The sequence below is a fragment of the Bacillus solimangrovi genome (assembly GCF_001742425.1).
In the GTDB taxonomy this organism is placed as follows: Bacteria; Bacillota; Bacilli; order Bacillales; family Bacillaceae_N; genus Bacillus_AV; species Bacillus_AV solimangrovi.
Genome location: NZ_MJEH01000015.1, coordinates 1 through 26,067, shown reverse-complemented (window position 1 = coordinate 26,067; position 26,067 = coordinate 1). Strand labels below are relative to the sequence as shown.

Sequence of the window (26,067 nt, the reverse complement as noted above, 5' to 3'; positions counted from 1 at the left end):
TTTTATTATCCAGGTTTTAGCCTATTTGCTGTTATTAGTTGTTTGACCCTGTTGTCAAATTCAACTTATCCGCAGATTGTTGTTCTTCTTCTTCATCAAGTTCACGCATTTCAATTTCTTCTTCATCGCTAGACAACATCTTAACATCCATACCAAGGCTTTGAAGTTCTTTAATTAATACTTTAAATGACTCAGGAACACCTGGTTCCGGGACGTTTTCACCTTTAACTATAGCTTCATAAGTTTTCACACGTCCGATAACATCATCAGACTTAACAGTTAAGATTTCTTGAAGTGTATATGCTGCACCGTATGCTTCAAGCGCCCATACTTCCATCTCTCCAAAACGCTGACCTCCGAATTGAGCCTTACCTCCAAGAGGTTGTTGAGTTACAAGAGAGTATGGACCAGTTGAACGAGCATGTAGCTTATCATCAACCATGTGTGCAAGCTTAATCATATACATTACACCTACAGATACACGGTTATCAAACGGTTCACCAGTACGTCCATCATACAAAATTGTTTTTGCATCACGTGACATACCTGCTTCTTCTAATGTTTCCCACACATCTTCTTCACGAGCTCCATCAAATACAGGAGATGCAACGTGAATTCCTAGTTGACGTGCTGCCATTCCAAGATGTAGTTCAAGTACCTGTCCAATGTTCATTCGAGATGGTACTCCTAATGGGTTTAACATAATATCAATTGGTGTTCCATCTGGAAGGTACGGCATATCTTCTTCAGGAAGAATACGAGAAATTACACCTTTATTTCCGTGACGACCCGCCATCTTATCTCCTTCAGAAATTTTACGTTTCTGAACAATATAGACACGTACAAGCTGGTTAACACCTGGTGGTAACTCATCGCCATCTTCACGATTGAATATTTTAACATCAAGTACAATACCGCCTCCACCATGTGGAACACGAAGTGATGTATCTCGAACTTCACGAGCTTTCTCACCGAAGATTGCATGTAACAATCGTTCTTCAGCAGTTAATTCAGTTACTCCCTTAGGTGTAACTTTACCAACTAGTAAATCACCGTCAGTCACTTCAGCACCGACACGGATAATTCCGCGTTCGTCTAAGTTACGAAGAGCATCTTCACCGACATTCGGAATATCACGAGTGATTTCTTCTGGCCCTAGCTTCGTATCACGTGCTTCAGATTCATATTCTTCAATATGAATTGATGTATATACATCATCTTTCACAAGACGTTCACTCATAATAATGGCATCTTCATAGTTATATCCGTCCCACGTCATGAAGCCAACTACCACATTTCGTCCCAGTGCTAGTTCCCCATCTTCCATGGAAGGTCCATCCGCAAGAATTTCACCTTTCGTAACACGATTTCCAGTGCTTACAATTGGACGTTGATTATAACAAGTACCTTGGTTTGAGCGAATATACTTTTGCATCTCATATTTGTGCAAATTACCTTTTATTTCTTGACCATCAATTTCTTTCACTTCACGAACATAAACATTACGAGCTTCAACTTTCTCGACAATTCCTTCATGTTTACAAATAACTGCTGCACCTGAATCCTTACCAGATACATATTCCATACCTGTTCCAACAAGTGGTGCTTCCGGGTTCATTAGCGGAACTGCTTGACGTTGCATGTTCGCACCCATTAGTGCACGGTTTGAGTCATCGTTTTCTAAGAAAGGAATACATGCTGTCGCCGCAGATACAACTTGTTTCGGAGATACATCCATATAATCAAGGCGCTCTCTCTTAACTAGCGTATTATCACCACGGAAACGAGCTACAACTTCTTCATCTAAGAAAGCACCATCTTCACTTAAAAGCGCATTAGCCTGTGCGACAACATAATGGTCCTCTTCGTCAGCTGTAAGGTAATCGATTTGCGAAGTAACCTTTCCTGTCTCAGGATCTACACGTCGATACGGCGTTTCAATGAATCCAAACTTATTAACTTTGGCATACGAAGAAAGTGAATTGATTAACCCGATATTTGGTCCCTCAGGTGTTTCAATCGGACACATTCGACCATAGTGTGAATAGTGAACGTCACGTACTTCAAATCCTGCACGCTCACGTGTCAAACCACCTGGTCCTAATGCGGATAAACGACGTTTGTGAGTTAACTCAGCAAGTGGATTCGTTTGATCCATGAATTGTGACAATTGAGAACTACCGAAGAATTCTTTGATTGATGCAATAACCGGTCGAATGTTAATTAATGCTTGTGGGGTAATTGCATTCGTATCTTGAATGGACATACGTTCACGAATTACACGTTCCATTCTAGAAAGACCAATTCTGAATTGGTTTTGCAATAGCTCTCCTACCGAACGCAAGCGACGATTTCCAAGGTGGTCGATATCGTCCGTGTCACCTACATCATGTAATAAGTTAAAGAAATAACTAATTGATGCAATGATATCTGCAGGCGCAATATTTTTAATTGATTTGTCCGTATTACCGTTTCCGATAACATTTATGACTTTTTCACCTTCTGGGTCACTAGGTGCAATGATTTTAATTGACTGAACATCAACATCCTCATCTAAAACGCCACCATGTGGACTTACAACACGGAATCCAAGACCGTTATCTAGGTGGTCAATTAACTTATCTAAGACACGTCTCTCTAATAACGTTCCAGCTTCAGCAATAATTTCACCAGTTTCAGTGTCAACTAATGTTTCTGCTAAACGTTGATTAAACAAACGATTCTTAATGTGAAGCTTCTTGTTAATCTTATAACGCCCTACATTCGCTAAATCGTATCGCTTTGGATCAAAGAAACGTGACTCAAGCAAACTCTTCGCATTATCTACAGTAGGTGGTTCACCCGGACGTAGACGTTCATAGATTTCAAGAAGTGCCTTCTCTGTATTTTCTGTATTGTCTTTTTCTAAAGTATTCTTTAGATATTCATTCTCACCGATTAAATCGATGATTTCTTGATCAGAACCAAACCCAAGCGCACGCAAAAGTACCGTAATAGGCAGTTTTCGAGTACGATCAATGCGAACATATACGACATCTTTTGCATCTGTTTCATACTCTAGCCAAGCACCACGGTTTGGAATAACGGTAGCTGTAAACCCTCTCTTACCGTTCTTATCGATTTTACTGCTGTAATAAACACTTGGCGAACGAACGAGCTGTGATACAATTACACGTTCTGCCCCATTGATAATAAAAGTACCTGTCTCTGTCATTAATGGGAAATCACCCATGAATACATCTTGTTCTTTCACTTCGCCAGTTTCTTTATTAATCAACCGCACCTTAACTCGCAACGGTGCAGAGTAAGTTACATCTCGCTGTTTCGCTTCTCCAACTGAATATTTTGGCTCTCCCAAGCTGTAATCAATAAACTCTAATGAGAGGTTACCTGTAAAATCTTCAACTGGAGAAATGTCTTGAAACATCTCCCGTAAACCCTCATCAAGAAACCACTGATTGGATGCAGATTGGATTTCGATTAAATTCGGAAGCTCCAATACTTCACTGATTCGTGCGTAACTTCTGCGTTGGCGGTGGCGTCCATACTGAACTAGTTGACCTGTCAACTGATTCACCCCTCGAGTAAAGCATTATTTAAGGAAAAACTTCGTATAATTACGAATATCTCCCATAATTACACCTCGTTAATTTTGCATACAAGCTCTTATAAAGTTAAATATTATATATACGATAACCTAACATATAGACAACTTCTAAAACCCTAAGTTTAAATAAAAAAGTCGTATCTTCAAAAGACATCCTTCAATATTTTCGTTGTAAGAGGTATAATAGAGTTGTAAGATATACTAGACAATCTTGTTTAACATATAGACATTGATATATAAGGCTTGTAAAGATACATCATTAAACGGGCTAATGCATCATATTTTATTACTTGAACTATGTGCCTTCTTACTTAAAAATGGCATGTATAAAATAGCTTAGATTGTTGATTTTATCATCATGCCCAAAAAACTTACACTTTATACATAAAAATACAGTAAGGAAGCCATTATTGATTGACATTTTATAATACTACCATACCTAAATATCCAAATCAAGACTTTATAGCACGGATAACATAGTATCCCTTCTTCTTAGCAACAACCTCTACCTCAGCAAATTGTTCTCTAATTTTCTCTAGTGCTGAAGGTGCTCCTTGCTTTTTCTGAATCACTACCCACAACTCTCCATTCTCACGTAACCGATCATATGACTCCGAAAAGATCTTATGAACGATATTTTTACCTGCACGAATGGGCGGATTAGTTAAAATAGCTGAAAACTCATCAGAACTAATTTGTTCAAATAAGTTACTTGCAAATACCTGTACATTTTCTATCTTATTACCCACAGCATTTTGTTTCGCTAATTGTACTGCACGTTCATTAATATCTGTCATTGTTATCATTCGTTCAGGAAAAGCCTTCGCTAGCGTCAACCCTACCGGTCCATATCCACAACCAATATCTAATATGCTGCCTTCTACATTAGGCTCTTCAAAACTTTCAATCATTAAACGAGAGCCAAAGTCAATTTCCTTTTTAGAAAAAACTCCACTATCAGAATGAAATATGAAAGAAAAACCCCTAAGTTGATAGGAAAAAGAAAATGGTTTATGTGTCGATGAGGGACGATCTGAAAAATAATGGTCTGCCATGTTCATTCACACCTTTTAACAGTGTCTAAAGTCAGAAGCAACAATAAATGAGGGGAAACACAACTATCATTTACAGTTGTGAAACCGATATTATGTTAAAACAACATACTTAACTATGTTTTATAAGTCAAAGAAAAAGCTCGCTTTGCAAGCGAGCTTTTTCAAGTGAACTGAAAAATTACTTAACTTCTACAGAAGCGCCAACTTCTTCAAGTTTAGCTTTAAGCTCTTCAGCTTCGTCTTTAGCAATACCTTCTTTAAGTGCTTTTGGAGCATTATCAACAAGTTCTTTCGCTTCTTTAAGACCAAGGCCTGTGATTTCACGAACAACTTTGATTACTTTAATTTTTGAGCTTCCTGCATTTTCAAGAACTAAGTCAAACTCAGTTTGTTCAGCAGCAGCGTCTCCACCTGCAGCACCTGCAACAGCAACTGGAGCAGCAGCAGTAACACCGAATTCTTCCTCGATAGCTTTTACTAAATCGTTAAGTTCTAAAACTGTCATTTCTTTTACCGCTTCAATGATTTGATCTTTTGACATTGTAAATCCTCCTTAAAATTCGTTTATATTTTATTAAAAACTAAATCTTCTTCTGTAACAAAGGTTAAGCAATTAAGCACCTTGCTCTTCTTTTTGGTCTGCCACTGCTTTTGTAGCAAGAGCCAAGTTGCGAATTGGCGCTTGAAGTACGCTGAGTAACATAGAAAGTAGACCTTCGCGTGATGGAAGTTCTGCAAGAGCTTTAATCTCTTCTTCAGAAACAACGTTTCCTTCAATTACACCAGTTTTGAACTGAAGTGCTTCGTGATCCTTAGCAAAGTTATTTAATACCTTTGCCGGCGCAACAACATCCTCCGTGCTGAATGCTACAGCTGTAGGACCAACAAGGTGTTCATTCAATTCGCTTAGTTCAACTTGTTCAGCTGCACGACGAAGCATTGTATTTTTCAATACTTTGAACTCAACACCCGCTTCACGAAGTTGTTTACGAAGCTCAGTCGCTTCAGCAACATTCAATCCACGATAGTCAACGAAAATTGTCGCTTTGCTTTCTTGAAGCTTAACAGCAATTTCACTAACAAGTTGTTTTTTCTGTTCAATAATGCTGTTCATCCTTACACCTCCTAGTTTTCAAAAGTAATATACCGTTTCGATGTGTATAATAAAGCCCCCACGCTTTGTAGACATGGGGGCATCATTGATATGATTAGCTTTCTTCATTGGCTAACATCTATGAAATACACCTAAGCAGGAAATTAAGCTCAATAGCACCTACTGTCTACAGTATATAAATATTTATTTTAACAACGTTTTTTATTATAGCGATCAACTACAACAAAGTCAACGTTATTTTATGCAGTAATAGTAGAAACGTCTACTTTAATACCAGGGCCCATCGTAGAAGCGATAGATACGTTACGCATGTAAGTACCTTTAGCCGCAGCAGGTTTTGCTTTTTGGATAGTCTCCGCAATCGCAACAAAGTTCTCAGCAAGTTTCACATTATCAAATGATACTTTACCGATTGGAACATGGATGTTACCAGCTTTATCAACGCGGTATTCTACTTTACCAGCTTTGATATCATTGATTGCTTTTTCTACTTCAAACGTTACAGTACCTGTTTTAGGATTTGGCATTAAGCCTTTAGGTCCTAATACACGACCTAATTTACCTACTTCAGCCATCATGTCTGGAGTTGCCACGATTACATCAAAGTCAAACCAACCTTGGTTGATTTTGTTAATGAATTCGCCTTCTCCAACATAATCAGCTCCAGCAGCTTCTGCTTCTTTCGCTTTTTCACCTTTAGCAAATACAAGTACACGTTGAGTTTTACCAGTACCATGAGGTAAAACCATTGCACCACGGATTTGTTGGTCAGCTTTCTTAGGGTCTACACCAAGACGAAAAGCTACTTCTACTGTTTCGCCAAACTTCGCAGCAGCAGTTTTCTTTAGAAGTTCCATCGCCTCTTCAACAGAGTATGCTTTAGAACGGTCAACTAATTTTACTAAGTCAGTATAACGCTTGCCTTTTTTCGCCATTATTATTTCCTCCTTGATTGTGGTTATAACGGATTAACCTCCCACGTACAAGCCAATCAAAAATCGGCTTGTTCACATGCTTTACTAAGTCATGTTCTAAATAGGGAAAATCCCCTTGTTCACATATAAAGGTTGCGAAGTAGCAGTTTCAGCTTACTCGCAACCTTTATAGCTGATGAGAAAAGCTTGTACTCTCCTCTACACAAGTTCTTCGTTGAAATTAGTCTTCAACGATGATACCCATGCTACGTGCAGTACCTTCTACCATGCGCATCGCTGCTTCAACGTCAGCGGCATTTAAGTCAGGCATCTTAGTTTCAGCGATTTTACGTACTTGATCACGCTTAACCGTTGCAACTTTATTACGGTTAGGTTCACCAGAACCTGACTCGATACCTGCTTCTTTCTTAAGAAGAATAGCTGCAGGTGGAGTTTTTGTGATAAATGTAAATGAACGGTCCTCAAAAACCGTGATTTCTACTGGAATAATCATACCCGCTTGATCTGCTGTACGAGCGTTGAACTCCTTACAGAATCCCATGATATTAACACCAGCTTGACCTAGTGCAGGACCAACCGGTGGAGCTGGATTAGCTTTACCAGCAGGAATTTGTAATTTTACCATTTTAATAACTTTTTTAGCCACGAGACACACCTCCTTAAAGTCCGTGATGTGGTAATAGGGGTTTTCCCCTCCCACTCTTATCTATCCTATGCTGCCCCCGAATTCGGGCGCTAGTATGAAACATTAAGATTTTATCATCATTCAAAACGGAATGCAAGTTATTCTGTTAAATCTTTTCAATCTGTGTAAAGTCGAGTTCCACAGGTGTCTCACGACCAAACATGCTAACATGCACCTTAACCTTTTGCTTATCTTCATCCATTTCTTCGATTGTACCAGTAAAGTCTGCAAATGGACCTTCCGTTACCTTAACTGTTTCTTTTAATTCAAAGTCTATATCTACAACTTTCTTATCCATCCCCATACGTTTAAGGATTGTCTCTACTTCATCTGGCTGTAGTGCAGTTGGTTTTGAACCTGAACCAGCAGAACCTACGAACCCAGTAACTCCAGGTGTATTTCGAACAACGTACCAGGAATCATCTGTCATTACGAGTTCAGCTAACACGTACCCAGGAAATACTTTCTTCTTAACGACTTTCTTCTTACCGTTTTTAATTTCTGTTTCTTCATCCTCCGGTACAATAACACGAAAAATTTTATCCTGCATGCCCATTGTTTCAACACGCTTTTCTAAGTTCGTCTTAACCTTATTTTCGTATCCCGAATACGTATGAACAACATACCAATTCTTTTCCATAATTATTAGGACTATTCTGTCCTTTCCCTCCTCAAAGGATATCTCATCAGGAATTTTTGTATTCTGTTACACTTTTTCACAATTAGATTAGGCATGCTATTCAGCCCTACGCTTCCTAACAAAAAGAAGAACACAGTAAAAAAAGCCATATAAAGGCTTTTCCAAACTATTCCCGAAATATTCACCTTACTTTATAACCAAAAACTACTTGTACTATTCAAGCACGAGACGAATAATTTCAGAAATCCCAAGATCGATAACAGAAAAATAAATTGCTACAAATGCTACTGTTGTAATAACTGTAACTGTATAGCGTGTCAATTCCTGTTTCTTAGGCCAACTTACTTTCTTCATCTCACGACCTACGTCTCGTAAGAATTGTGTAATACGTCGCATGAACGTTACCTCCAAAAGCAGTGGATGAGCCATTTCACCCAACATACGTAACTTTATTTCGTTTCCCGGTGGTCTGTATGAGCATTACAGTGCTTACAAAATTTCTTAATCACAAGGCGCTCTGTATCCTGAACTGTGTTTTTCATCGTTGTATAGTTACGACTATGGCATTTCTCACAAGCTAAAATTACTTTTTTACGCAATGAATACACCATCCTGTAACTTTAAGATATCACTAAAGACAATGTATCACAGCTAAAAACAAAGTGTCAACGTAACTTATAAAGTTATCTCACGTAACTCTAAATACCGTTCTAGCTTTCTCTTCACTCGTTGTAACGCATTATCAATAGATTTCACATGGCGATTAAGTTGGGCAGAAATCTCTTGATATGAACTACCATCCAAATATAGTGTTAACACTTTTCTTTCTAGATCGCTTAATAATTCTGCCATCTTAAGTTCAATGTCATCAAACTTCTCTTGATTAATAATTACCTGTTCCGGATCAAGAATTTTCGCACCCGAAATAACATCTAACAGCGTACGGTCAGACTCCTCATCATAAATCGGCTTGTCCAATGACACATACGAATTAAGCGGGATATGTTTCTGACGTGTTGCAGTTTTAATAGCTGTAATCATCTGACGTGTAACGCAAAGTTCTGCAAACGCTTTAAAAGACGCGAGCTTGTCCTCCTTAAAATCACGAATCGCCTTATACAATCCGATCATTCCTTCTTGAACAATGTCTTCACGGTCTGCACCTATTAAAAAGTAGGAACGTGCCTTTGCGCGCACAAAGTTTTTGTACTTATTAATTAAATACTCTAATGCATCCGAATCTCCGCCATGTACCAGTTCTACTATCACTTCATCTTCCTGCTGACCAAAACGTTTTTGTAGATCTTCTTCGAGGCGTAAGCTCACCTTTGCAATCCCCCCGACCACTCTTACAATAAATATAGAAATATTATACAGTAGGCTGTTCGGTTACGTCAACATAGTCATTATTTTCTACGACGAAGCTTGTCTAACTTTGCCATTATTTCTTCATCAAACAATTTTCTACCCGAAGGCTTTTCATCGTTAGTATACCTAATCTGCTCTATTATTTGTTTTTTACAATTATTCACTTCATTTAATAATTCCCGGGCAGATATTCGCAACGCCCCTTGTCCAAATGTTACCGATTGTTCAATATGATCAGACGTTGCGACATGTACTTGTGTGCGGATATCTTTTTGATATTGACTTGTAAGCTTTTCGATTCTTTCATCTGCCGTTTCTTTTTCCCTTGTAAAGACAACTTCAACTTTTTTATTTACGTATTTCTTCTCGATACCTTCTACGAAGTGAGCATCAAATACAACGATGACTTTGTATCCTTTATACGCTTGATATTCAGCCATATCCTCAAGTAGCCTATCACGCGCAGAGGTTAAATCCCGTTTCTTTAATTCTCTTAATTCAGGCCAAGCCCCTATTATGTTATAGCCGTCAACCAACAGTACATCCATATGCCTTATTCCCCGAGAGGATGACGTTTTCGATAAACCTCATACATAAGCAAACCAGCAGCAACCGAGGCATTCAAAGAAGTAACTTGTCCAACCATAGGAAGCGATAACAGGAAGTCACACTTATCCTTTATCAACCTACTCATTCCTCGCCCTTCACTTCCAATAACTACACCTAAAGGCATGTCGACACTCATTTGTCTAAAGTCTTGTTTTGCTGAGGCATCTGTTCCAGCAATCCAGAATCCTCTATCCTTTAACTCATCAATAGTTCGTGCCATATTAGTAACGCGAGCAACAGGTACGTATTCAATGGCACCCGTCGAACTCTTAGCAACTGCGTTGGTTAATCCAACTGCTCGTCGCTTCGGAATAACAACGCCGTGTACACCTACTGAATCAGCTGTACGTAAGATTGATCCTAAGTTGTGTGGATCCTCAATTTCATCTAACAACAGGATAAATGGATCTTCATTTTTCTTCTTTGCAATCTCAATTATGTCATCTAAATCTGCATATGTGTAAGCCGCAACTGACGCAGCAACACCTTGATGGTTTTTCCCTACTACTTGCTCAAGTTTTTGTTTAGGTACAATCTGAACAATTGTATTTGATTCTTTTGCTAGCTTTTGGAGTTGCTGAACAGTAGTGCGTTGTGTCCCTTCTGCTATCCATACTTTATTAATATCCCTTCCAGAACGTAAAGCTTCTAATACAGGATTTTTCCCTGCAATCCATTCATTATCCATTCACAATCACCTCTTTTTCCTTTCCTCTAATGCAATATTATATGAAGAAACTAATAATTCATCTAATCGCTCTTCATTTCCCGATAAATAATGATAACCTATCACCGCTTCAAACGCAGAACTGTGACGATATGTTTGAACATCAGTATTCTTAGGAATTGTTCCTGATTTCGCATTACGTCCTCTTCTCATAACAGCTTCTTCTTCTTCAGTTAGAAAATTCAATTCAAGTAAGCGGTGAAGAACAGCCGCCTGTGCTTTCGCTGAAACAAATTGGGTTGCTTCACGGTGAAGTTGGTTTGGCTTCACTTTACCTGTTTGTAAAATCTCAAATCGGACATGTTGTTCATAAACCGCATCGCCCATATACGCTAAAGCGAGTGCATTTAATTGCTTTGGATTTACCATTGAATCACACTCGCTTCCAGCGTATTCCTTGCGGTGTATCCTCTAAAATGATGCCTTTATCCTTTAAGTCATCTCGGATTTGATCTGCAAGTTCGAAGTTTCTGTTTTTACGTGCTTCCATTCGTGCTTGAATCAATTTTTCAATTTCATCATCTAACATCGTTTGTGCTACTTTAAATGAAACACCTAAAATATTTCCAAAATCATCAAACTGTTTAATGAATTTTTCTAATACTTGTTTAGACGTATGGTTCTCTTGTAAGTAGATGTTCGCTTGCTTAGCCATTTCAAACAATACGGAAATCGCATTAGCTGTGTTGAAGTCATCATCCATTTCTGCTACAAACATTTCCTGCATTTTGTTAATTTTATTTAACCACTCTTGGTCGTTTTGTGCTAACCCACTGCTAGCTTCTGTTCTGTGAAGAATATTATCATAAGCTGTTCGAATTCGATCTAACCCACTTTTCGCACTTTCTAACAATTCTTCATTGAAATTAATAGGGTGACGATAATGCACTGACAACATGAAGAAACGGACGACTTGTGGGTCATGATGCTTGATAATGTCATGAACTAACACAAAATTCCCTAGTGATTTTGACATTTTTTCATTATTAATTTGAATATACCCATTATGAAGCCAATAGTTAGCAAACGGCTTACCTGTTAAGCTCTCAGATTGCGCTATTTCATTTTCATGATGTGGAAATGCCAAGTCTTGACCTCCTGCATGAATGTCAATTGTCTCACCAAGATATTTTCGGCACATCGCTGAACATTCAATATGCCAGCCTGGACGACCGCTTCCCCATGGACTTTCCCAAGAGATCTCACCATCTTTAGCATTTTTCCATAGGGTAAAGTCTAATGGATCTTCTTTCTTCTCACCTACTCCGATTCTTGCCCCAATACGTAATTCATCTATCGGTTGATCTGAAAGCTTACCATATCCTTCAAATGAACGTGTTCTAAAATAGACATCTCCATCCGCTTCATAAGCAAAACCTTTATTAATTAATCCTTCAATAAAATCAATAATCTCTGATATATTTTCCATTACACGAGGATGTTCATCCGCTTCCTTAACTCCAAATGCACTAACATCTTCATGAAATGCTTGGATAAAGCGCTCAGCAATCGTTGGTACATCCTCACCTAATTCCTGAGCTGTCTTAATCAATTTATCATCAACATCAGTGAAATTCGAAACAAATTTCACATCATAACCTTTGTATTCCAGATGGCGCCGAACTGTATCAAACACAATAACCGGACGAGCATTTCCTATATGAATATAATTATAAACTGTTGGGCCACATACATACATCTTCACTTTTCCTTCTTCCAACGGTTTAAAAAGTTCCTTCTGACGAGTTAATGTATTATACATTTGAACTGACATCTATACTCACTCCTTCGTAAACTTTTGAATCGCTTCCCTTAATTCCCTTAACTCTTGATCCATCTTCTTCAATTTATCTGCAACTGGATCTGGTAGCTCGTGATGGTTCAAATCTCTTCGAACTTTCACGCCATCTTGAACAACTACTTTACCCGGTATTCCTACTACTGTCGCGTTTGGCGGAACATCTTTTAAAACAACGGAACCCCCACCTACCTTAGAATTTTCCCCAATCGTAATTGACCCTAATACTTTCGCACCTGTTGATACTAATGTATTGTCTTCAAGTGTCGGGTGGCGTTTCCCCTTTTCCTTACCTGTACCACCTAATGTCACGCCTTGGAAGATTGTTACATTATTTCCTATTTCACACGTTTCACCTATTACAACACCCATACCATGATCGATGAAAAAACGCCTGCCTATCTTAGCTCCTGGATGAATTTCGATCCCCGTAAAAAAACGGCTAATTTGTGAAATGAGTCTAGCAAGAAAGAAGAATTTTCGTCTATAAAACCAATGTGCAAAGCGGTGTGCCCATATTGCATGGAGCCCTGAATAAGTCAAGATAACTTCTAAATAACTCCTTGCAGCAGGGTCTTGATCGAAGACAACATCTACATCTTCCTTTAACATTTTAAACATTATCATCCACCCCCGTATCTCTTACTTTACAATGATGATTTTTCTCCATAATAGACAAAAGACGCCTCTATGCCATTACAGCACAGAGACGCCTTCCTTAAGCGCGGTTCCACTCTGCTTGACTAATATAATTTTATTAGTCCAGCTTTATGCCTTATATAACGACAGGCTCATGCCGCTTTTGCTTACTCGCCTTCAGCAAAAGACTCAGAGGTGCATTTCAAGAAACGTTTACTTAAACCACTCTCAGCCAAGGTGGTTCTCTCTTAAATAGGCCAATCTAGATATATAGGTTATATGTGAAGAACACTATTTCAGTTGTTTCCCCATATTATCTCCTATAAGTCTAAATATACCATATTAAAGTAAACCTGTTTCCTTACTTCTCCTCATCAACGATTTGTTAGTTGTTTTATTTCCCAATTATACATCTACTATATTAGAACGCATAGTAAAATGTGCTTTATTTATTTTCTGTAAGCTTACTTAAACGAGCAAGCACCGTTTCTTTACCAACTAATTGGATAGCTTGCGGCAACTCTGGTCCATGAGTTTGACCTGTTACAGCTACACGAATAGGCATGAAGAGCTTTTTACCTTTTTGACCAGTTGATTTTTGTGTTTCTTTTATCGCTTTCTTAATTTGAGATGCTTCATAATTTTCTAGCCCTTCTAATTGTGAAGCAAATTGACGTAACACTTCTGTTACTTGCTCTTCTGCCAGTACTGCTTTCGCTTCATCATCATACTCAATTTCTTCTTTAAAGAACATTTCTGTTAACGGCACAATTTCAGCACCGTAGCTCATTTGCTCATGATATAAAGCAACTAACTCACGTGCCCATCCAGCTTGTTCTTCGCTCATCTCTTCTGGAAGTCGGTTCGCTGCCACTAAATGTGGTAGAGATAACTCAACAATTTCTTCTAGTGATTTCTCCTTCACATATTGGTTATTCATCCACTCAAGTTTTTTCGTATCAAATACTGCTGGTGAAGTGGATAGACGTTCTGGATCGAAAATCTCTATAAATTGTTCACGAGTAAATAGTTCTTCCTCTCCTACAGGTGACCAACCAAGTAAACCAATGAAATTGAACAACGCTTCTGGGAGATATCCAAGCTCAGCATATTGTTCAATAAATTGAATAATTGATTCATCTCGTTTACTTAATTTCTTTCGTTCTTCATTAACAATTAGTGTCATATGACCAAAAATAGGTGTTTCCCAACCTAACGCTTCATAAATCATCATTTGTTTCGGTGTATTTGAGATATGATCATCACCACGTAACACATGAGTAATCTTCATCAAATAATCATCTACTGCTACAGCAAAGTTGTATGTTGGTGTTCCATCTTTCTTTACGATAACGAAATCACCAATTGTATTTGATTCAAATGATACCTCATCCTTCACAATATCCTTAAAACGATACACCTTATCTTCTAATACAGCAAAACGAATGCTTGGTTCACGTCCCTCTTTGGCAAGCGCTTCACGTTGCTCATCAGTTAGATGTCGACATTTACCAGAATATCGAGGCATTTGTCCATTAGCACGCATTTCTTCACGCTCTGCCTCTAGTTCTTCTTCTGTACAATAACATTTATATGCTAACCCTTTTTCTAGAAGTTCAGTATAATACTTCTCATATAAATCATTACGCTCAGATTGACGATAAGGACCATATTCGCCGCCTACATCAATGCTCTCATCCCAATCAATACCTAACCACTTCAAATATTTAAGCTGGCTTTCCTCGCCACCCTCAATATTTCGTTTTTTATCTGTATCTTCTACACGAATTATAAATTTCCCATTTCGACTTCTTGCAAATAAATAATTAAATAATGCTGTGCGGGCGTTTCCAATATGCAAATGACCTGTCGGGCTTGGCGCATATCGAACACGTACTTGATTTTCCATAATTCTACACCTTTCCGTTATGTATTCTCGTATATTTTTTTGCTTGTGAATAAACACTATCAAAACTATTTCATCAACGCAATGTCTATTTTATTTTATCACGTCGTTATTAGAGCTAAAACTTTCACTTATTAATTATGAATAGCTCAGTAGGTGATTTTGGAGGAATAACATTTAAAAATTAAATGACTAATAATACCTAAAGTGAAGGTTTTTTCACTTTATTACTACTTTCATTTTCAACTTTTAACCTGTTCAACTAAAATGACCGCTTGCGCAGCAATTCCTTCTTCTCTCCCAGTAAAGCCTAGTTTTTCAGTTGTCGTAGCCTTCACATTAATCTGATTTATATCCGCTTCTAATAACTGAGCGATATGTGTACGCATCTCAGGAATATATGGCGCCATCTTTGGCCTTTGTGCAATAATTGTGCAATCAAGATTACCTAGTTTATATCCTTGCTCTTTTACCAACTGCCACACATGTTGCAATAGCTTGGAGGAGTTAGCATCCTTATATTCAGGATCCGTATCAGGGAAGTGCTTTCCAATATCTCCTAAACCAAGTGCACCTAGTGCAGCATCAGCAATTGTATGTAACAAGACATCCGCATCTGAATGCCCAATTAACCCTTTATCATAAGGAATATTAATACCACCTATAATAAGAGGTCGTTCAACAGCAAATTGATGAACATCGAAACCTTGTCCTACCCTAATCAAATTCATTCATCCTCTCTAATCTTACGGTCTTGTAGTATTGCCTTAGCAACTAGTAAATCCTCTGGAGTAGTTAACTTTATATTTTCATATGTACCTGTTACAATTGCGACTTCTTTACCAATACGCTCTATTAAACTCGCATCATCTGTTCCTAAATATCCCTCTTGCTCAGCTTGCTCATGTGCTGTCTTAATTAACGACAGACGAAAAGCTTGTGGGGTTTGCACTGCCCACAAGCTTGAACGTTCTACCGTATTCTGTACAAGACCATTAAAAGCTTGCTTAATGGTATCTTTAACAGGTACAGCAACAACTGCAGCATGAACTTGTTCTGTTTGACTTACAAGTTCATGAATGATTTTATGAGGGATAAATGGACGAGCACCGTCATGGATAAGAACAATTCCTTCTCCAGTAAGTACCTTTAGTCCTGAATAGACGCTATGTTGTCGTTCCTTACCACCTTCAACAATGTGTGCAACTTTAGAAAATTGATATCGTTCAATCAATTTTTGCATCAAGTCTACTTCTTCTGCCTGTGCAACAATAACAATCAAGCGGCACATTGGATCATGTTGGAAAACTTCAAGTGTATGCACAATAACTGGCTTACCTAATAAGTCAATCATTTGCTTATTTCTCCCAGCCTTCATCCGCTTACCTTGACCAGCAGCAGGAATTACCACATCATAAAACATCCTAGTATCTCCCTTTTCACGTGTTCTTAAATTACGGAATCAGTAGAGTTAAGATCACCGTTACTATTAGTTTGATTTATAGTGCCTTTTCAATAAGCTTTGGTTTTGCAAAAATCATTCGACCTGCCGAGGTTTGTAATACACTCGTTACTAATACATCAATTCGTTTACCGATGTAATCTCTTCCTTCTTCAACAACTATCATTGTACCATCATCAAGATAAGCGATACCTTGGTTATGTTCTTTCCCATCCTTAATTACTTGAACTTTCATTTCTTCCCCAGGAAGAACAACAGGTTTGACCGCGTTTGCGAGGTCATTAATATTCAATACAGATACATTTTGTAACTCACAAACTTTATTAAGATTAAAATCATTCGTTACAACTATACCTGACATTAACTTCCCTAGTTTGACAAGCTTACTATCTACCTCTTGAATATCTTCAAAGTCACCTTCATATATTTCAACATCCATAGGTAACTCTTTGCGAATCTTATTTAATATATCTAACCCTCTTCGTCCTCTGTTTCTCTTTAGAACATCTGAAGAATCTGCTATATGCTGTAACTCCTCAAGTACAAATTGTGGAATGACAATCGTACCTTCTAAAAAGCCTGTTTGGCATATGTCAGCAATACGTCCATCAATAATTACACTCGTGTCTAAGATTTTGACTCGAATAGAACTTTCCTCATTAGTATCTTCTTTCTTCTTCTCTTTCGAACGATTAGGCATTGAAAATAAGTTAATAAGTTCATCTCTCTTTTTAAATCCAACTTGAAAACCTAAATAACCAAGCAGAGATGTAATTAGAATAGGAGCTATTGAATTCACAATTTGAATACCGCTATATTGAATCGGAATAACTAATAAAAATGCAACAATAAGTCCCACGATTAACCCTAAACTACCAAATAATAAATCCGTAATAGGTACTCGAACTAACCTTTCTTCAATCTTACGGATAAACCCAACAATTCTCTCAGTCCACCATAATGAACCAAAATATAATATAAATGCTCCCAAAACTGCCCCAACATATGGAGACGTTATCCAAACAACATTGTCAGCGATTATTAAATTCATTAGATTTGGTATAAAAATAAAACCAAGCATACCACCGACAATTATAAAAAATACTTGTACAATTCGTGTGAGCATCCTTTCACCTCCTTTTATCAGTATTTACAAAAGAAAGAAATTAAAACATTTTTCCTTTAAATGTCTATAAATTTAATACACTTCTTATAATTAATAAAAAGAGTACAGTAGCTTTCATGTAAAAATATTATAACATTTTTATACGTTGGGTTCTTAAAGCAGTATATTCATCAAATATGACGATCGATAAATAATTGCTCTTGAATACGATTAATCCCGTCTAGTATTTTCTTCGCGCGCACTTCTCCAATTCCCTCTACCTCCACCAACTCCTCTTCACTAGCCTTAATTATACGATTGAATTCCTTAAAATGTTTCACTAATTTTCGAATGATTGTTGAAGGCATTCTTGGTATTTTGTGGAGAATCCGATATCCGCGCGGAGTTGTCGCTTCTTCTCCGCTCACACTATTACTATAACCGAGTAATTTCAAAACCACTGCGTCATCAAGTAACTCATCTTCTGCTTTATTTTGAAGTTCTTTTAATACTTTGTAAGAATCTACCTCACTCTTTTTACTATAATCCTTAATGAGCAAGGCAGTCTCTTCTTCAATATTCGAAACGAGCTCTGTCATTTGTAACCGTATTAAACGACCTTCTGTTCCTAATTCGTTAACATAATTAATAATCTCATGTTTAATCCTTAAAACCATCTCAATTCGATGAATTACTTGAATGACATCTTGAAAGGTAACTAGCTCCTCCATTTCAAGTGCACCAAGATTTTTAATAGCTTGATCGAGTACAATTTTATATTTTTCTAAAGTTTGAATTGCTTGATTTGCTTTCGTTAAGATCACACCTATATCTTTCAACGCATATCGAAAATTTCCTTTATATAATGTGATGACATTTCTTCTTTCAGAAATTGCAATGACGAGACAACCTGTTTGCTTGGCAACACGTTCAGCCGATCGATGACGCATACCTGTTTCCATAGAAGGAATCGTCGAAGATGGGTTTAATTGTGTGTTTGCAAATAATATTCTTTTTCCATTTTCACTAACTATAATCGCACCATCCATTTTTGCTAATTCATATAAGAATGAAGGTGAGAATACACATTCAATTGAAAACCCACCGTCAACTACTTCTTGAACCATTTCGTTAAACCCTACAACAATTAAACCACCAGTCTTTGCACGTAATACATTATCAATTCCTTCACGCATTGGACTTCCTGGTGCTACAAACTGTAAGATTTCACTGATCACCTCATGCTTTTTCTGATCAAGGTTCATTCTAGGATCCTCCTAATGTTTGCTCTAAAGCCTCCCGCACTGTTGATACTCCAATCACTTCAATTCCAGACGGTACAGTCCATCCTCCTAAATTTTTATCAGGTAAAATTACACGCTTAAACCCTAATTTCTGTGCTTCATGTACACGTTGTTCTGCACGTGATACACGACGAATTTCTCCAGTTAACCCTATCTCACCAAACACAACATCAGTGGGTTTTGAAGCACGATCTCGAAAACTAGAAGCAATACTAATCGCTACAGCTAAATCAATTGCTGGTTCATCAAGTTTAACTCCGCCTGCTACCTTAAGATATGCATCTTGATTTTGCAAAAGCATTCCCATCCGTTTTTCTAACACTGCCATTAACAAAGATACTCGATTATGGTCTAAACCTGTCGCCATTCTTCGTGGATTACCAAAACTAGTTGGAGATATCAAGGCTTGTATTTCAACTAGGACTGGTCGAGTACCCTCCATTGAAGCAACTACTACAGAACCAGCCGCTCCCTCTGAACGTTCTTCTAAAAAAATTTCAGATGGGTTCAAGACTTCTTCAAGCCCTTTTTCTTTCATTTCAAAGATTCCCATTTCATTGGTCGAACCAAAGCGATTTTTTACTGCACGCAAGATTCGATAGGTGTGATGACGCTCTCCTTCAAAATATAGAACGGCATCAACCATATGTTCTAATAACCTCGGCCCTGCAATTGAACCTTCTTTTGTTACATGACCAACGATAAAAATAGCAATTCCTTTTGTTTTAGCTATTCGCATGAATTCTGACGTACACTCTCGTACTTGAGAAACACTTCCTGGAGCAGAAGTCACCTCAGGATGATAAACAGTCTGAATAGAATCAATAATGACGAATGATGGATTTTGTTCATCTATTGCCTTGGAAATATAGTCAAGGTCTGTCTCCGCATGCACATACAATTCGTCAGCTGAAACTCCTAGTCTATCAGCTCGTAATTTCGTTTGTTTAACAGATTCTTCACCAGAAATATAAAGAACCTTCAACTTCTTTGCCAATTGTGCAGAAACTTGAAGTAATAATGTAGATTTCCCAATACCAGGGTCTCCACCAATTAGCACTAAAGATCCCGGTACAATTCCACCACCCAATACACGATTAAATTCACGATTTTCTGTATCAATTCTAGGTTCTTGAATAGTTTGAATAGATGTAATTGATTGTGGTTTGGCAACTGTTTGTGATGCAGTTACAAATGTTTGTTTTCTTCCACGTTTTGTATCAACAATTTCTTCTGTCATTGTGTTCCATTGTCCACATCCAGGACATTTGCCCATCCATTTTGCTGATTCATAACCGCAATCTTGGCACATAAATTTTGTTTTCTTTTTTGCCATTTTATGACTCCTTACCTGTCCATTATTAATTGTTTTCGTTTATCTTACAATTCTTCCTTTTCAACTAACGCTACGAGCTATAATAACTTAATTTTCTCTCTTCACCTTAAGAAAAAAAAGGCAGCTTTAGAATGGCTGCCTTCGTTATAAACCTCAAGTTATCATTAGATTGTTTCAACAACAAAGTCTTTTTCATTCACATCAACTGACACCTTTTTTCCTTTTTGAATATTACCGCGTAATAATTCCTCTGAAAGGCGGTCTTCAATGTGCTTTTGAATTGCACGTCTTAATGGTCGTGCACCATATTCAGGGTCGTACCCTTCATCTACAATCTTGTCTAATGCTTTATCACTTAATACTAAATCAATATCTTGTTCTTTAAGACGCTTACTCAACTCATTAGACATTAAGTGAACAATTTCTTTAATATGCTTTTTCTCCAATGAATGGAATACGATGATTTCATCGATACGATTAAGGAACTCTGGACGGAATGCTCGCTTCAGTTCACTCATAACCTTAGACTTCATATCTTTATAATCTTTATTCTCATCTTGGATATTAAAACCTACATACTTATTACGCTTTAACTCACTTGCTCCTACATTGGATGTCATAATAAGTATAGTATTACGGAAGTCAACCGTACGCCCTTTAGAGTCAGTTAAACGTCCATCTTCAAGAACTTGAAGTAAAATATTAAATACTTCTGGATGTGCCTTCTCAACCTCATCTAACAAAACGACAGAATAAGGTTTTCTGCGAACTTTTTCAGTTAGTTGACCACCATCATCATGACCAACATAACCTGGAGGTGAACCAACCAAACGTGAAGTAGAGTGCTTTTCCATGTATTCAGACATATCAATACGAATCATAGCATCTTCATCACCAAAAATTGATTCAGCTAATGCACGTGCAAGCTCTGTTTTACCTACCCCAGTTGGTCCAAGAAAGATAAATGAACCGATAGGACGTTTCGGGTCTTTCAAACCTGCACGAGCTCTTCGAATTGCTTTTGAAACTGCATTTACAGCTTCATCTTGACCAATTACACGTTTATGGAGAATATTCTCCATATTTAATAATCTTTCCGACTCTTCTTGAGCAAGTTTCTTCACTGGAACTCCTGTCCAGCTTGAAACGACCATTGCAATGTCTTCTGTTGTAACTTCACTATTCTCTTGTCCTTGCTTTTCCTTCCATTGTTTCTTCAGCTCTTCTAATTTTTCACGTAAACGTTGCTCATTATCTCTTAACGAAGCTGCTTTCTCAAATTCTTGGCTTTGAACAGCTGCATCCTTTTCCTTACGAACTTCCTCAAGCTTTTGTTCAAGTTCCTTCAAATTTGGTGGTGCTGTATAAGAACGTAACCGCACCTTAGAAGCAGCTTCATCAATTAAGTCAATCGCCTTATCAGGGAGAAATCGATCAGATATGTAACGATCCGATAATTTCACCGCTTCGATAATTGCTTCATCTGTTATTGTTACACGATGGTGAGCTTCATAACGATCACGTAAACCTTCTAATATTTTATATGATTCTTCTATTGTTGGCTCATCAACTTGAATTGGTTGAAAGCGACGTTCTAACGCTGCATCTTTTTCAATATATTTTCGATACTCATCCAGTGTTGTTGCACCTATACATTGTAGTTCACCACGTGCAAGAGAAGGTTTTAAAATATTTGAAGCGTCAATCGCTCCTTCTGCTCCCCCAGCTCCAATTAGTGTGTGTAATTCATCAATAAATAGAATTACATTGCCCGCTTGACGAATTTCATCCATTACTTTCTTCAAACGGTCTTCAAATTCACCTCGATATTTCGTCCCTGCAACAACTGTTCCCATATCGAGCGTCATTACACGTTTGTTGCGCAAAATTTCTGGTACTTCATTATTCACAATTTGTTGCGCTAGACCTTCTGCTATCGCTGTCTTACCTACACCCGGTTCACCTATTAATACAGGGTTATTTTTCGTTCTACGACTCAATACTTCAATTACACGCTGAATTTCTTTACTACGACCAATTACAGGGTCTAAACTACCTTCACGTGCAACTGCTGTTAAATCTCTTGCTAAGCTATCTAATGTAGGTGTATTGGCATTCGTCGAAGCATTACTATGCTGGTTTGATGAAGATGCCTCATTGCTTCCTAGCAATTGCAACACTTGTTGGCGTGCTTTATTTAAGCTAACACCTAAATTGTTCAGCACACGAGCTGCAACACCTTCTCCTTCTCGAATTAAACCAAGTAGCACATGTTCCGTACCGACATAAGAATGTCCTAATTTACGTGCCTCATCCATTGATAGCTCAATAACTTTCTTAGCTCTTGGCGTATAGTGAATCGTCTGTGTAACTTCTTGACCTCTACCAATAAGTGATTCTACTTCTTCTTGAATTTTTTCAGGGCTTAACCCAAGCGCTTGAAGAGCCTTTGCAGCAATGCCTTCTCCTTCTCGAACGAGGCCAAGCAAAATATGTTCCGTACCAATATTGTTATGGCCAAGACGAACCGCTTCCTCCTGTGCCAGTGCTAATACTTTCTGTGCTCGTTCTGTAAAACGTCCAAACATCATGGCTTATCTTCCTCCTATAGAATCATTATTAGATTCCAGTTTTAACCGCTCCCGAATTAATGTTGCTCTTCTTATATCGCGTTCATTAGGTGTAAGTCCTTTTCCAGCATATTGTTGTAAAAATCCTGGCTGAGTAAGAATCATTAATTCATTTAAAATGTTTCGCGAGACAATTTCAATAAACCCTAAGTCAATTCCAAGGCTTACATCTGACAAACATTGTGCTGCTTCATTAGACTGTATGATTCGACTATAAGCGAGTTTCCCATAAGAACGAAATATACGGTCCTCTAATTGGATTTTAGAAGATGACAACAACGTACTTCTAGCAGTACGTTCTTGTGTAATAAGTTGAGAAACTACACTTTGTAATTCTTCAACGATATCTTGTTCTGATTTACCTAGGGTAATTTGATTCGAAATTTGAAAAATATTTCCTTGTGCTTCGCTTCCTTCACCATATATTCCTCGTACAACTAAACCAAGTTGATTGATAGCTGGAATAATACGACTCATTTGATTTGTCATAACTAATGATGGCAAGTGCATCATTACAGACGCACGTAATCCTGTTCCTACATTGGTTGGACAAGCTGTTAAATACCCACGTTTCTCATTAAATGCAAAATCAGCCTTCGATTCAATCCAGTCATCTATTGTTGTTGCTGCATGCAATGCTTCATTTAACTGTAACCCTGGATATAAACATTGAATTCGAATATGATCTTCTTCGTTAATCATAATACCGATCTGTTCATTTTCGGAAAGGATAACTGCCCCATTGTTAGACATCTCAGCAAGGTGAGGGCTAATTAAGTGTTTTTCAACTAATACTCGCTTTTCATTTTGTTCTAACATTCCCATCTCTAATAATTCCAAGTTGCCAATACCATGCAATTGTTGATTAGAAAAATGGTTTCGAAATAGATCAGTTACCTTATTTAATTCTTCAGAAGCTGCAACCATAGGAAATGGGATTTCTCTTAAGTTTCTTGCCAACCGAATACGACTACTTAACACAATATCACTATCGGGACCCTCTTCGCTCATCCACGGACTAATTGCTTGGTTAATAAATCGTTGCAATGACAATTTATTCAAGCCTCCTTTCCCTTTTCAATAATACTTTTTTCTAAGGAACGGATTTTATCTCTTATTTCAGCAGCCTGTTCAAACTCTTCATTTGCAACACATTTTTTTAAGTGATCTTTTAGGTCACTAATTTCTTTTTGTACATGTAAATCTCCCCCAATACGTTTCGGAATCTTACCTGCATGTACTGTGTTTCCACTATGTACCCTACGAAATATTGGATCTAACTTTTCATTAAACGTTTGATAACAATTAGCGCATCCAAATCGACCGGCTTCAGAAAATTTCTTATAGGTCATTCCACATGATTTACATTCCAGTTCTAACTGATTAGATAGTGGTTTCTCTGATGAATTAACAAACAAGCTTTCCATGTTCAATAGACCTGATAGGAGGCTACTTACAGTAAAACCACTATTTCCAGCGAACATTTCACCTTTCTCACGAGCACATTGCTCACAAAGGTGAAATTCAGCTTTTTCTTGATTTATTATTTTAGTGAAATGAAGTGTAGCTGGATTTTTTAAACATTCCTGACATTTCACTATCACTCACTCCTCCCTTTGAATATATTAAATGCTAATTTCTATATTTTAATGTTGTTAACATAGCTTTAATAATATTAGAACGTATGATATCACGTTCTGGTAAATTAATCGCTAAAACAGCTCGATCAATTACACTTAACATTAATTTCGCCTCTTGTATTGAAATAACCTCTTCTTCTAACAGCCTTCTTATAACATTTTCAGCTGTGCTTTGTGGAACTGAGTCTGTTAACATTTCTTCAATGCTATTAATAAGGTGAGCATGGTTATTCGCTTTTACTTTGATAATACGAATATATCCTCCTCCTCCTCTTTTACTCTCCACAATATACCCTTTTTCAATCGTAAACCTTGTATTGATTACATAATTTATTTGTGAAGGGACACACTGAAATTTTTCAGCTATTTCACTTCGTTTTATTTCTACAATATTCTTATCACTGATATTTAATACTTTTTTCAAGTACTGTTCAATAATATCAGACGTGTTCCTCATGCTCCCTCCTCCTTTTGACTTTGACTATATTTGACCTTGTTAACATTATATATCCTCATTAGTTGTCTTTTCAATAGTATATTTGTATCCTAACCATCTAGATTAAAAATTAAAACGGGATAAGAAAAAGAATTGCTGTCTTCTTAACTAATCTCTTTTACACCTTCAATCTCCATCAACTTTTCTATTAATTGAACTTTTTGAGGAGTAGTTATATTTGTTATTTTTATTATAAACTCCGTTGTTACTCGTTTTCCCGAATGCTTTTTAACACGAATGTCTCTTATATGAATGTTCTCCCTTTCAATAATGGAAACAATAGTTTCTAATGGTGCGTTCATCTCATGAATATCTAAATGAATACTTTTTACGCCTTTTTTTCTTTCTAAACGACGTTCTACCCAATTTAAAACGACAAGGTTTAAAAGCACAAGAATTGTCGCTAAAATTGCTGGACCATACATCCCGATTCCAATGATTAATCCAATTCCCGACACAACCCAAATTGACGCGGCTGTTGTTAAACCACGAATTGATACACCTTTAACTAAAATCGTACCCGCTCCAAGAAATCCAATTCCACTTATAACATACGAAGGGATTCTTGCTGGATCAAAACGAATGTTATCGTGATCATTTAAATACGGCTCAAATCCATATAATGAAAGTAACATCATCAAACATGATCCTACTCCGACTAGCAAATGTGTTCGAAAACCAGCTGCATGTTGTTTTATTTCTCTCTCTAAGCCAATAGCTCCACATAAAACAACCGAAATTAAAATACGAGAAGACATTATGATAAAATCTTGATTTATAAATTCAAATATCATGATTTACCACCCTATCCTAATCTATTTTAATTAACAGTCTATTTCCTATTTTTCATCATATTCATACATACTTAGTATTTTTATGTTCAACAAAAAACCCAATCAATAAATTGATTGGGTTTCATTGCCCGGCAACGTCCTACTCTCACAGGGGAAACACCCCAACTACCATCGGCGCTGAAGAGCTTAACTTCCGTGTTCGGTATGGGAACGGGTG

26 protein-coding genes, 1 rRNA gene and 1 other annotated feature are annotated in these 26,067 nt (G+C 37.4%); all 27 genes read right to left on the bottom strand.

Features of this window, described 5'->3' with window-relative positions; all coding sequences use genetic code 11:
• Positions 1-34: 34 nt before the first annotated feature.
• Positions 35-3,568: a DNA-directed RNA polymerase subunit beta gene (gene rpoB / locus BFG57_RS06970; RefSeq protein ID WP_069716774.1), complete on the bottom strand. Its 3,534-nt coding sequence runs from the start codon at positions 3,566-3,568 to the stop codon at positions 35-37.
• Positions 3,569-4,059: 491 nt separating this feature from the next.
• Positions 4,060-4,662: a class I SAM-dependent methyltransferase gene (locus BFG57_RS06965; protein WP_069716773.1), complete on the bottom strand. Its 603-nt coding sequence runs from the start codon at positions 4,660-4,662 to the stop codon at positions 4,060-4,062.
• 178 nt (positions 4,663-4,840) lie between these two features.
• Entirely contained in the window at positions 4,841-5,203 is a 363-nt protein-coding gene (gene rplL, locus BFG57_RS06960) for a 50S ribosomal protein L7/L12 (RefSeq protein WP_069716772.1), read from the bottom strand.
• Between the two features lie 72 nt (positions 5,204-5,275).
• On the bottom strand, positions 5,276-5,776 hold the full coding sequence (gene rplJ, locus BFG57_RS06955) for a 50S ribosomal protein L10 (protein WP_069716771.1): 501 nt from the start codon (positions 5,774-5,776) through the stop codon (positions 5,276-5,278).
• Positions 5,777-5,815: 39 nt separating this feature from the next.
• Positions 5,816-5,966, bottom strand: a sequence feature (ribosomal protein L10 leader region).
• Between the two features lie 49 nt (positions 5,967-6,015).
• A complete protein-coding gene (rplA, locus tag BFG57_RS06950) occupies positions 6,016-6,711 on the bottom strand; it encodes a 50S ribosomal protein L1 (RefSeq protein ID WP_069716770.1) in 696 nt (231 codons plus the stop codon).
• A 220-nt stretch (positions 6,712-6,931) separates the two neighbouring features.
• The gene (gene rplK / locus BFG57_RS06945; RefSeq protein WP_069716769.1) at positions 6,932-7,357 is read right to left on the bottom strand and encodes a 50S ribosomal protein L11; all 426 of its coding nucleotides are present in this window, start codon (positions 7,355-7,357) and stop codon (positions 6,932-6,934) included.
• A 145-nt stretch (positions 7,358-7,502) separates the two neighbouring features.
• The gene (gene nusG / locus BFG57_RS06940; RefSeq protein ID WP_069716768.1) at positions 7,503-8,036 is read right to left on the bottom strand and encodes a transcription termination/antitermination protein NusG; all 534 of its coding nucleotides are present in this window, start codon (positions 8,034-8,036) and stop codon (positions 7,503-7,505) included.
• A gap of 213 nt (positions 8,037-8,249) precedes the next feature.
• Positions 8,250-8,432, bottom strand: a complete 183-nt coding sequence (gene secE / locus BFG57_RS06935) for a preprotein translocase subunit SecE (protein WP_069716767.1) — start codon at positions 8,430-8,432, stop codon at positions 8,250-8,252.
• 53 nt (positions 8,433-8,485) lie between these two features.
• The gene (gene rpmG, locus BFG57_RS18310; RefSeq protein ID WP_083249116.1) at positions 8,486-8,635 is read right to left on the bottom strand and encodes a 50S ribosomal protein L33; all 150 of its coding nucleotides are present in this window, start codon (positions 8,633-8,635) and stop codon (positions 8,486-8,488) included.
• A 76-nt stretch (positions 8,636-8,711) separates the two neighbouring features.
• Positions 8,712-9,362, bottom strand: coding sequence for an RNA polymerase sporulation sigma factor SigH (gene sigH / locus BFG57_RS06930; RefSeq protein WP_069716766.1), 651 nt, complete (start codon positions 9,360-9,362; stop codon positions 8,712-8,714).
• Between the two features lie 80 nt (positions 9,363-9,442).
• Positions 9,443-9,952, bottom strand: coding sequence for an NYN domain-containing protein (locus BFG57_RS06925; protein ID WP_069716765.1), 510 nt, complete (start codon positions 9,950-9,952; stop codon positions 9,443-9,445).
• A gap of 5 nt (positions 9,953-9,957) precedes the next feature.
• Positions 9,958-10,701 carry a 23S rRNA (guanosine(2251)-2'-O)-methyltransferase RlmB gene (gene rlmB, locus BFG57_RS06920; RefSeq protein ID WP_069716764.1) on the bottom strand — a complete coding sequence of 248 codons (744 nt, stop codon included), beginning with the start codon at positions 10,699-10,701 and terminating at the stop codon, positions 9,958-9,960.
• 6 nt (positions 10,702-10,707) lie between these two features.
• Complete coding sequence (locus BFG57_RS06915; RefSeq protein WP_069716763.1) at positions 10,708-11,109, bottom strand: Mini-ribonuclease 3; 402 nt, start codon at positions 11,107-11,109, stop codon at positions 10,708-10,710.
• A gap of 4 nt (positions 11,110-11,113) precedes the next feature.
• On the bottom strand, positions 11,114-12,514 hold the full coding sequence (cysS, locus tag BFG57_RS06910; RefSeq protein WP_069716762.1) for a cysteine--tRNA ligase: 1,401 nt from the start codon (positions 12,512-12,514) through the stop codon (positions 11,114-11,116).
• 6 nt (positions 12,515-12,520) lie between these two features.
• On the bottom strand, positions 12,521-13,162 hold the full coding sequence (gene cysE, locus BFG57_RS06905; protein ID WP_175428288.1) for a serine O-acetyltransferase: 642 nt from the start codon (positions 13,160-13,162) through the stop codon (positions 12,521-12,523).
• A gap of 460 nt (positions 13,163-13,622) precedes the next feature.
• Positions 13,623-15,086 carry a glutamate--tRNA ligase gene (gene gltX, locus BFG57_RS06900; RefSeq protein WP_069716760.1) on the bottom strand — a complete coding sequence of 488 codons (1,464 nt, stop codon included), beginning with the start codon at positions 15,084-15,086 and terminating at the stop codon, positions 13,623-13,625.
• Positions 15,087-15,325: 239 nt separating this feature from the next.
• Positions 15,326-15,808, bottom strand: a complete 483-nt coding sequence (ispF, locus tag BFG57_RS06895; protein ID WP_069716759.1) for a 2-C-methyl-D-erythritol 2,4-cyclodiphosphate synthase — start codon at positions 15,806-15,808, stop codon at positions 15,326-15,328.
• A gap of 2 nt (positions 15,809-15,810) precedes the next feature.
• Positions 15,811-16,506 carry a 2-C-methyl-D-erythritol 4-phosphate cytidylyltransferase gene (gene ispD / locus BFG57_RS06890; RefSeq protein ID WP_069716758.1) on the bottom strand — a complete coding sequence of 232 codons (696 nt, stop codon included), beginning with the start codon at positions 16,504-16,506 and terminating at the stop codon, positions 15,811-15,813.
• A 76-nt stretch (positions 16,507-16,582) separates the two neighbouring features.
• Positions 16,583-17,671: a PIN/TRAM domain-containing protein gene (locus BFG57_RS06885; protein WP_069716757.1), complete on the bottom strand. Its 1,089-nt coding sequence runs from the start codon at positions 17,669-17,671 to the stop codon at positions 16,583-16,585.
• Positions 17,672-17,841: 170 nt separating this feature from the next.
• Entirely contained in the window at positions 17,842-18,915 is a 1,074-nt protein-coding gene (gene disA / locus BFG57_RS06880) for a DNA integrity scanning diadenylate cyclase DisA (protein ID WP_069716756.1), read from the bottom strand.
• A 1-nt stretch (position 18,916) separates the two neighbouring features.
• On the bottom strand, positions 18,917-20,290 hold the full coding sequence (radA, locus tag BFG57_RS06875) for a DNA repair protein RadA (RefSeq protein WP_069716755.1): 1,374 nt from the start codon (positions 20,288-20,290) through the stop codon (positions 18,917-18,919).
• A gap of 164 nt (positions 20,291-20,454) precedes the next feature.
• Positions 20,455-22,881, bottom strand: a complete 2,427-nt coding sequence (gene clpC, locus BFG57_RS06870; protein WP_069716754.1) for an ATP-dependent protease ATP-binding subunit ClpC — start codon at positions 22,879-22,881, stop codon at positions 20,455-20,457.
• A gap of 3 nt (positions 22,882-22,884) precedes the next feature.
• On the bottom strand, positions 22,885-23,973 hold the full coding sequence (mcsB, locus tag BFG57_RS06865; RefSeq protein WP_069716753.1) for a protein-arginine kinase McsB: 1,089 nt from the start codon (positions 23,971-23,973) through the stop codon (positions 22,885-22,887).
• Between the two features lie 5 nt (positions 23,974-23,978).
• The gene (gene mcsA / locus BFG57_RS06860) at positions 23,979-24,518 is read right to left on the bottom strand and encodes a protein-arginine kinase activator protein McsA (RefSeq protein WP_069716752.1); all 540 of its coding nucleotides are present in this window, start codon (positions 24,516-24,518) and stop codon (positions 23,979-23,981) included.
• A 34-nt stretch (positions 24,519-24,552) separates the two neighbouring features.
• The gene (locus tag BFG57_RS06855; RefSeq protein WP_069716751.1) at positions 24,553-25,017 is read right to left on the bottom strand and encodes a CtsR family transcriptional regulator; all 465 of its coding nucleotides are present in this window, start codon (positions 25,015-25,017) and stop codon (positions 24,553-24,555) included.
• Positions 25,018-25,160: 143 nt separating this feature from the next.
• Positions 25,161-25,850 (bottom strand): MgtC/SapB family protein, encoded by a 690-nt coding sequence (locus BFG57_RS06850; RefSeq protein WP_069716750.1) that lies wholly within the window; start codon positions 25,848-25,850, stop codon positions 25,161-25,163.
• A gap of 126 nt (positions 25,851-25,976) precedes the next feature.
• Positions 25,977-26,067: ribosomal RNA gene (gene rrf, locus BFG57_RS06845) — 5S ribosomal RNA — on the bottom strand; the annotation flags it as partial.

Excerpts from the sequence above, each read along its gene's own strand:
- cysS (WP_069716762.1), bottom strand. The coding sequence starts at position 12,514 with ATGTCAGTTCAAATGTATAATACATTAACTCGTCAGAAGGAACTTTTT.
- secE (WP_069716767.1), bottom strand. The coding sequence starts at position 8,432 with ATGCGACGTATTACACAATTCTTACGAGACGTAGGTCGTGAGATGAAG.
- BFG57_RS06965 (WP_069716773.1), bottom strand. The coding sequence starts at position 4,662 with ATGGCAGACCATTATTTTTCAGATCGTCCCTCATCGACACATAAACCA.
- rplL (WP_069716772.1), bottom strand. The coding sequence starts at position 5,203 with ATGTCAAAAGATCAAATCATTGAAGCGGTAAAAGAAATGACAGTTTTA.
- radA (WP_069716755.1), bottom strand. The coding sequence starts at position 20,290 with ATGGCAAAAAAGAAAACAAAATTTATGTGCCAAGATTGCGGTTATGAA.
- BFG57_RS06850 (WP_069716750.1), bottom strand. The coding sequence starts at position 25,850 with ATGATATTTGAATTTATAAATCAAGATTTTATCATAATGTCTTCTCGT.
- BFG57_RS06915 (WP_069716763.1), bottom strand. The coding sequence starts at position 11,109 with ATGGTAAATCCAAAGCAATTAAATGCACTCGCTTTAGCGTATATGGGC.
- BFG57_RS06855 (WP_069716751.1), bottom strand. The coding sequence starts at position 25,017 with ATGAGGAACACGTCTGATATTATTGAACAGTACTTGAAAAAAGTATTA.
- nusG (WP_069716768.1), bottom strand. The coding sequence starts at position 8,036 with ATGGAAAAGAATTGGTATGTTGTTCATACGTATTCGGGATACGAAAAT.
- BFG57_RS06925 (WP_069716765.1), bottom strand. The coding sequence starts at position 9,952 with ATGGATGTACTGTTGGTTGACGGCTATAACATAATAGGGGCTTGGCCT.
- disA (WP_069716756.1), bottom strand. The coding sequence starts at position 18,915 with ATGAACCTTGATCAGAAAAAGCATGAGGTGATCAGTGAAATCTTACAG.
- rplA (WP_069716770.1), bottom strand. The coding sequence starts at position 6,711 with ATGGCGAAAAAAGGCAAGCGTTATACTGACTTAGTAAAATTAGTTGAC.
- gltX (WP_069716760.1), bottom strand. The coding sequence starts at position 15,086 with ATGGAAAATCAAGTACGTGTTCGATATGCGCCAAGCCCGACAGGTCAT.
- clpC (WP_069716754.1), bottom strand. The coding sequence starts at position 22,881 with ATGATGTTTGGACGTTTTACAGAACGAGCACAGAAAGTATTAGCACTG.
- BFG57_RS06885 (WP_069716757.1), bottom strand. The coding sequence starts at position 17,671 with ATGCTCACACGAATTGTACAAGTATTTTTTATAATTGTCGGTGGTATG.
- ispD (WP_069716758.1), bottom strand. The coding sequence starts at position 16,506 with ATGTTTTATGATGTGGTAATTCCTGCTGCTGGTCAAGGTAAGCGGATG.
- rlmB (WP_069716764.1), bottom strand. The coding sequence starts at position 10,701 with ATGGATAATGAATGGATTGCAGGGAAAAATCCTGTATTAGAAGCTTTA.
- rplJ (WP_069716771.1), bottom strand. The coding sequence starts at position 5,776 with ATGAACAGCATTATTGAACAGAAAAAACAACTTGTTAGTGAAATTGCT.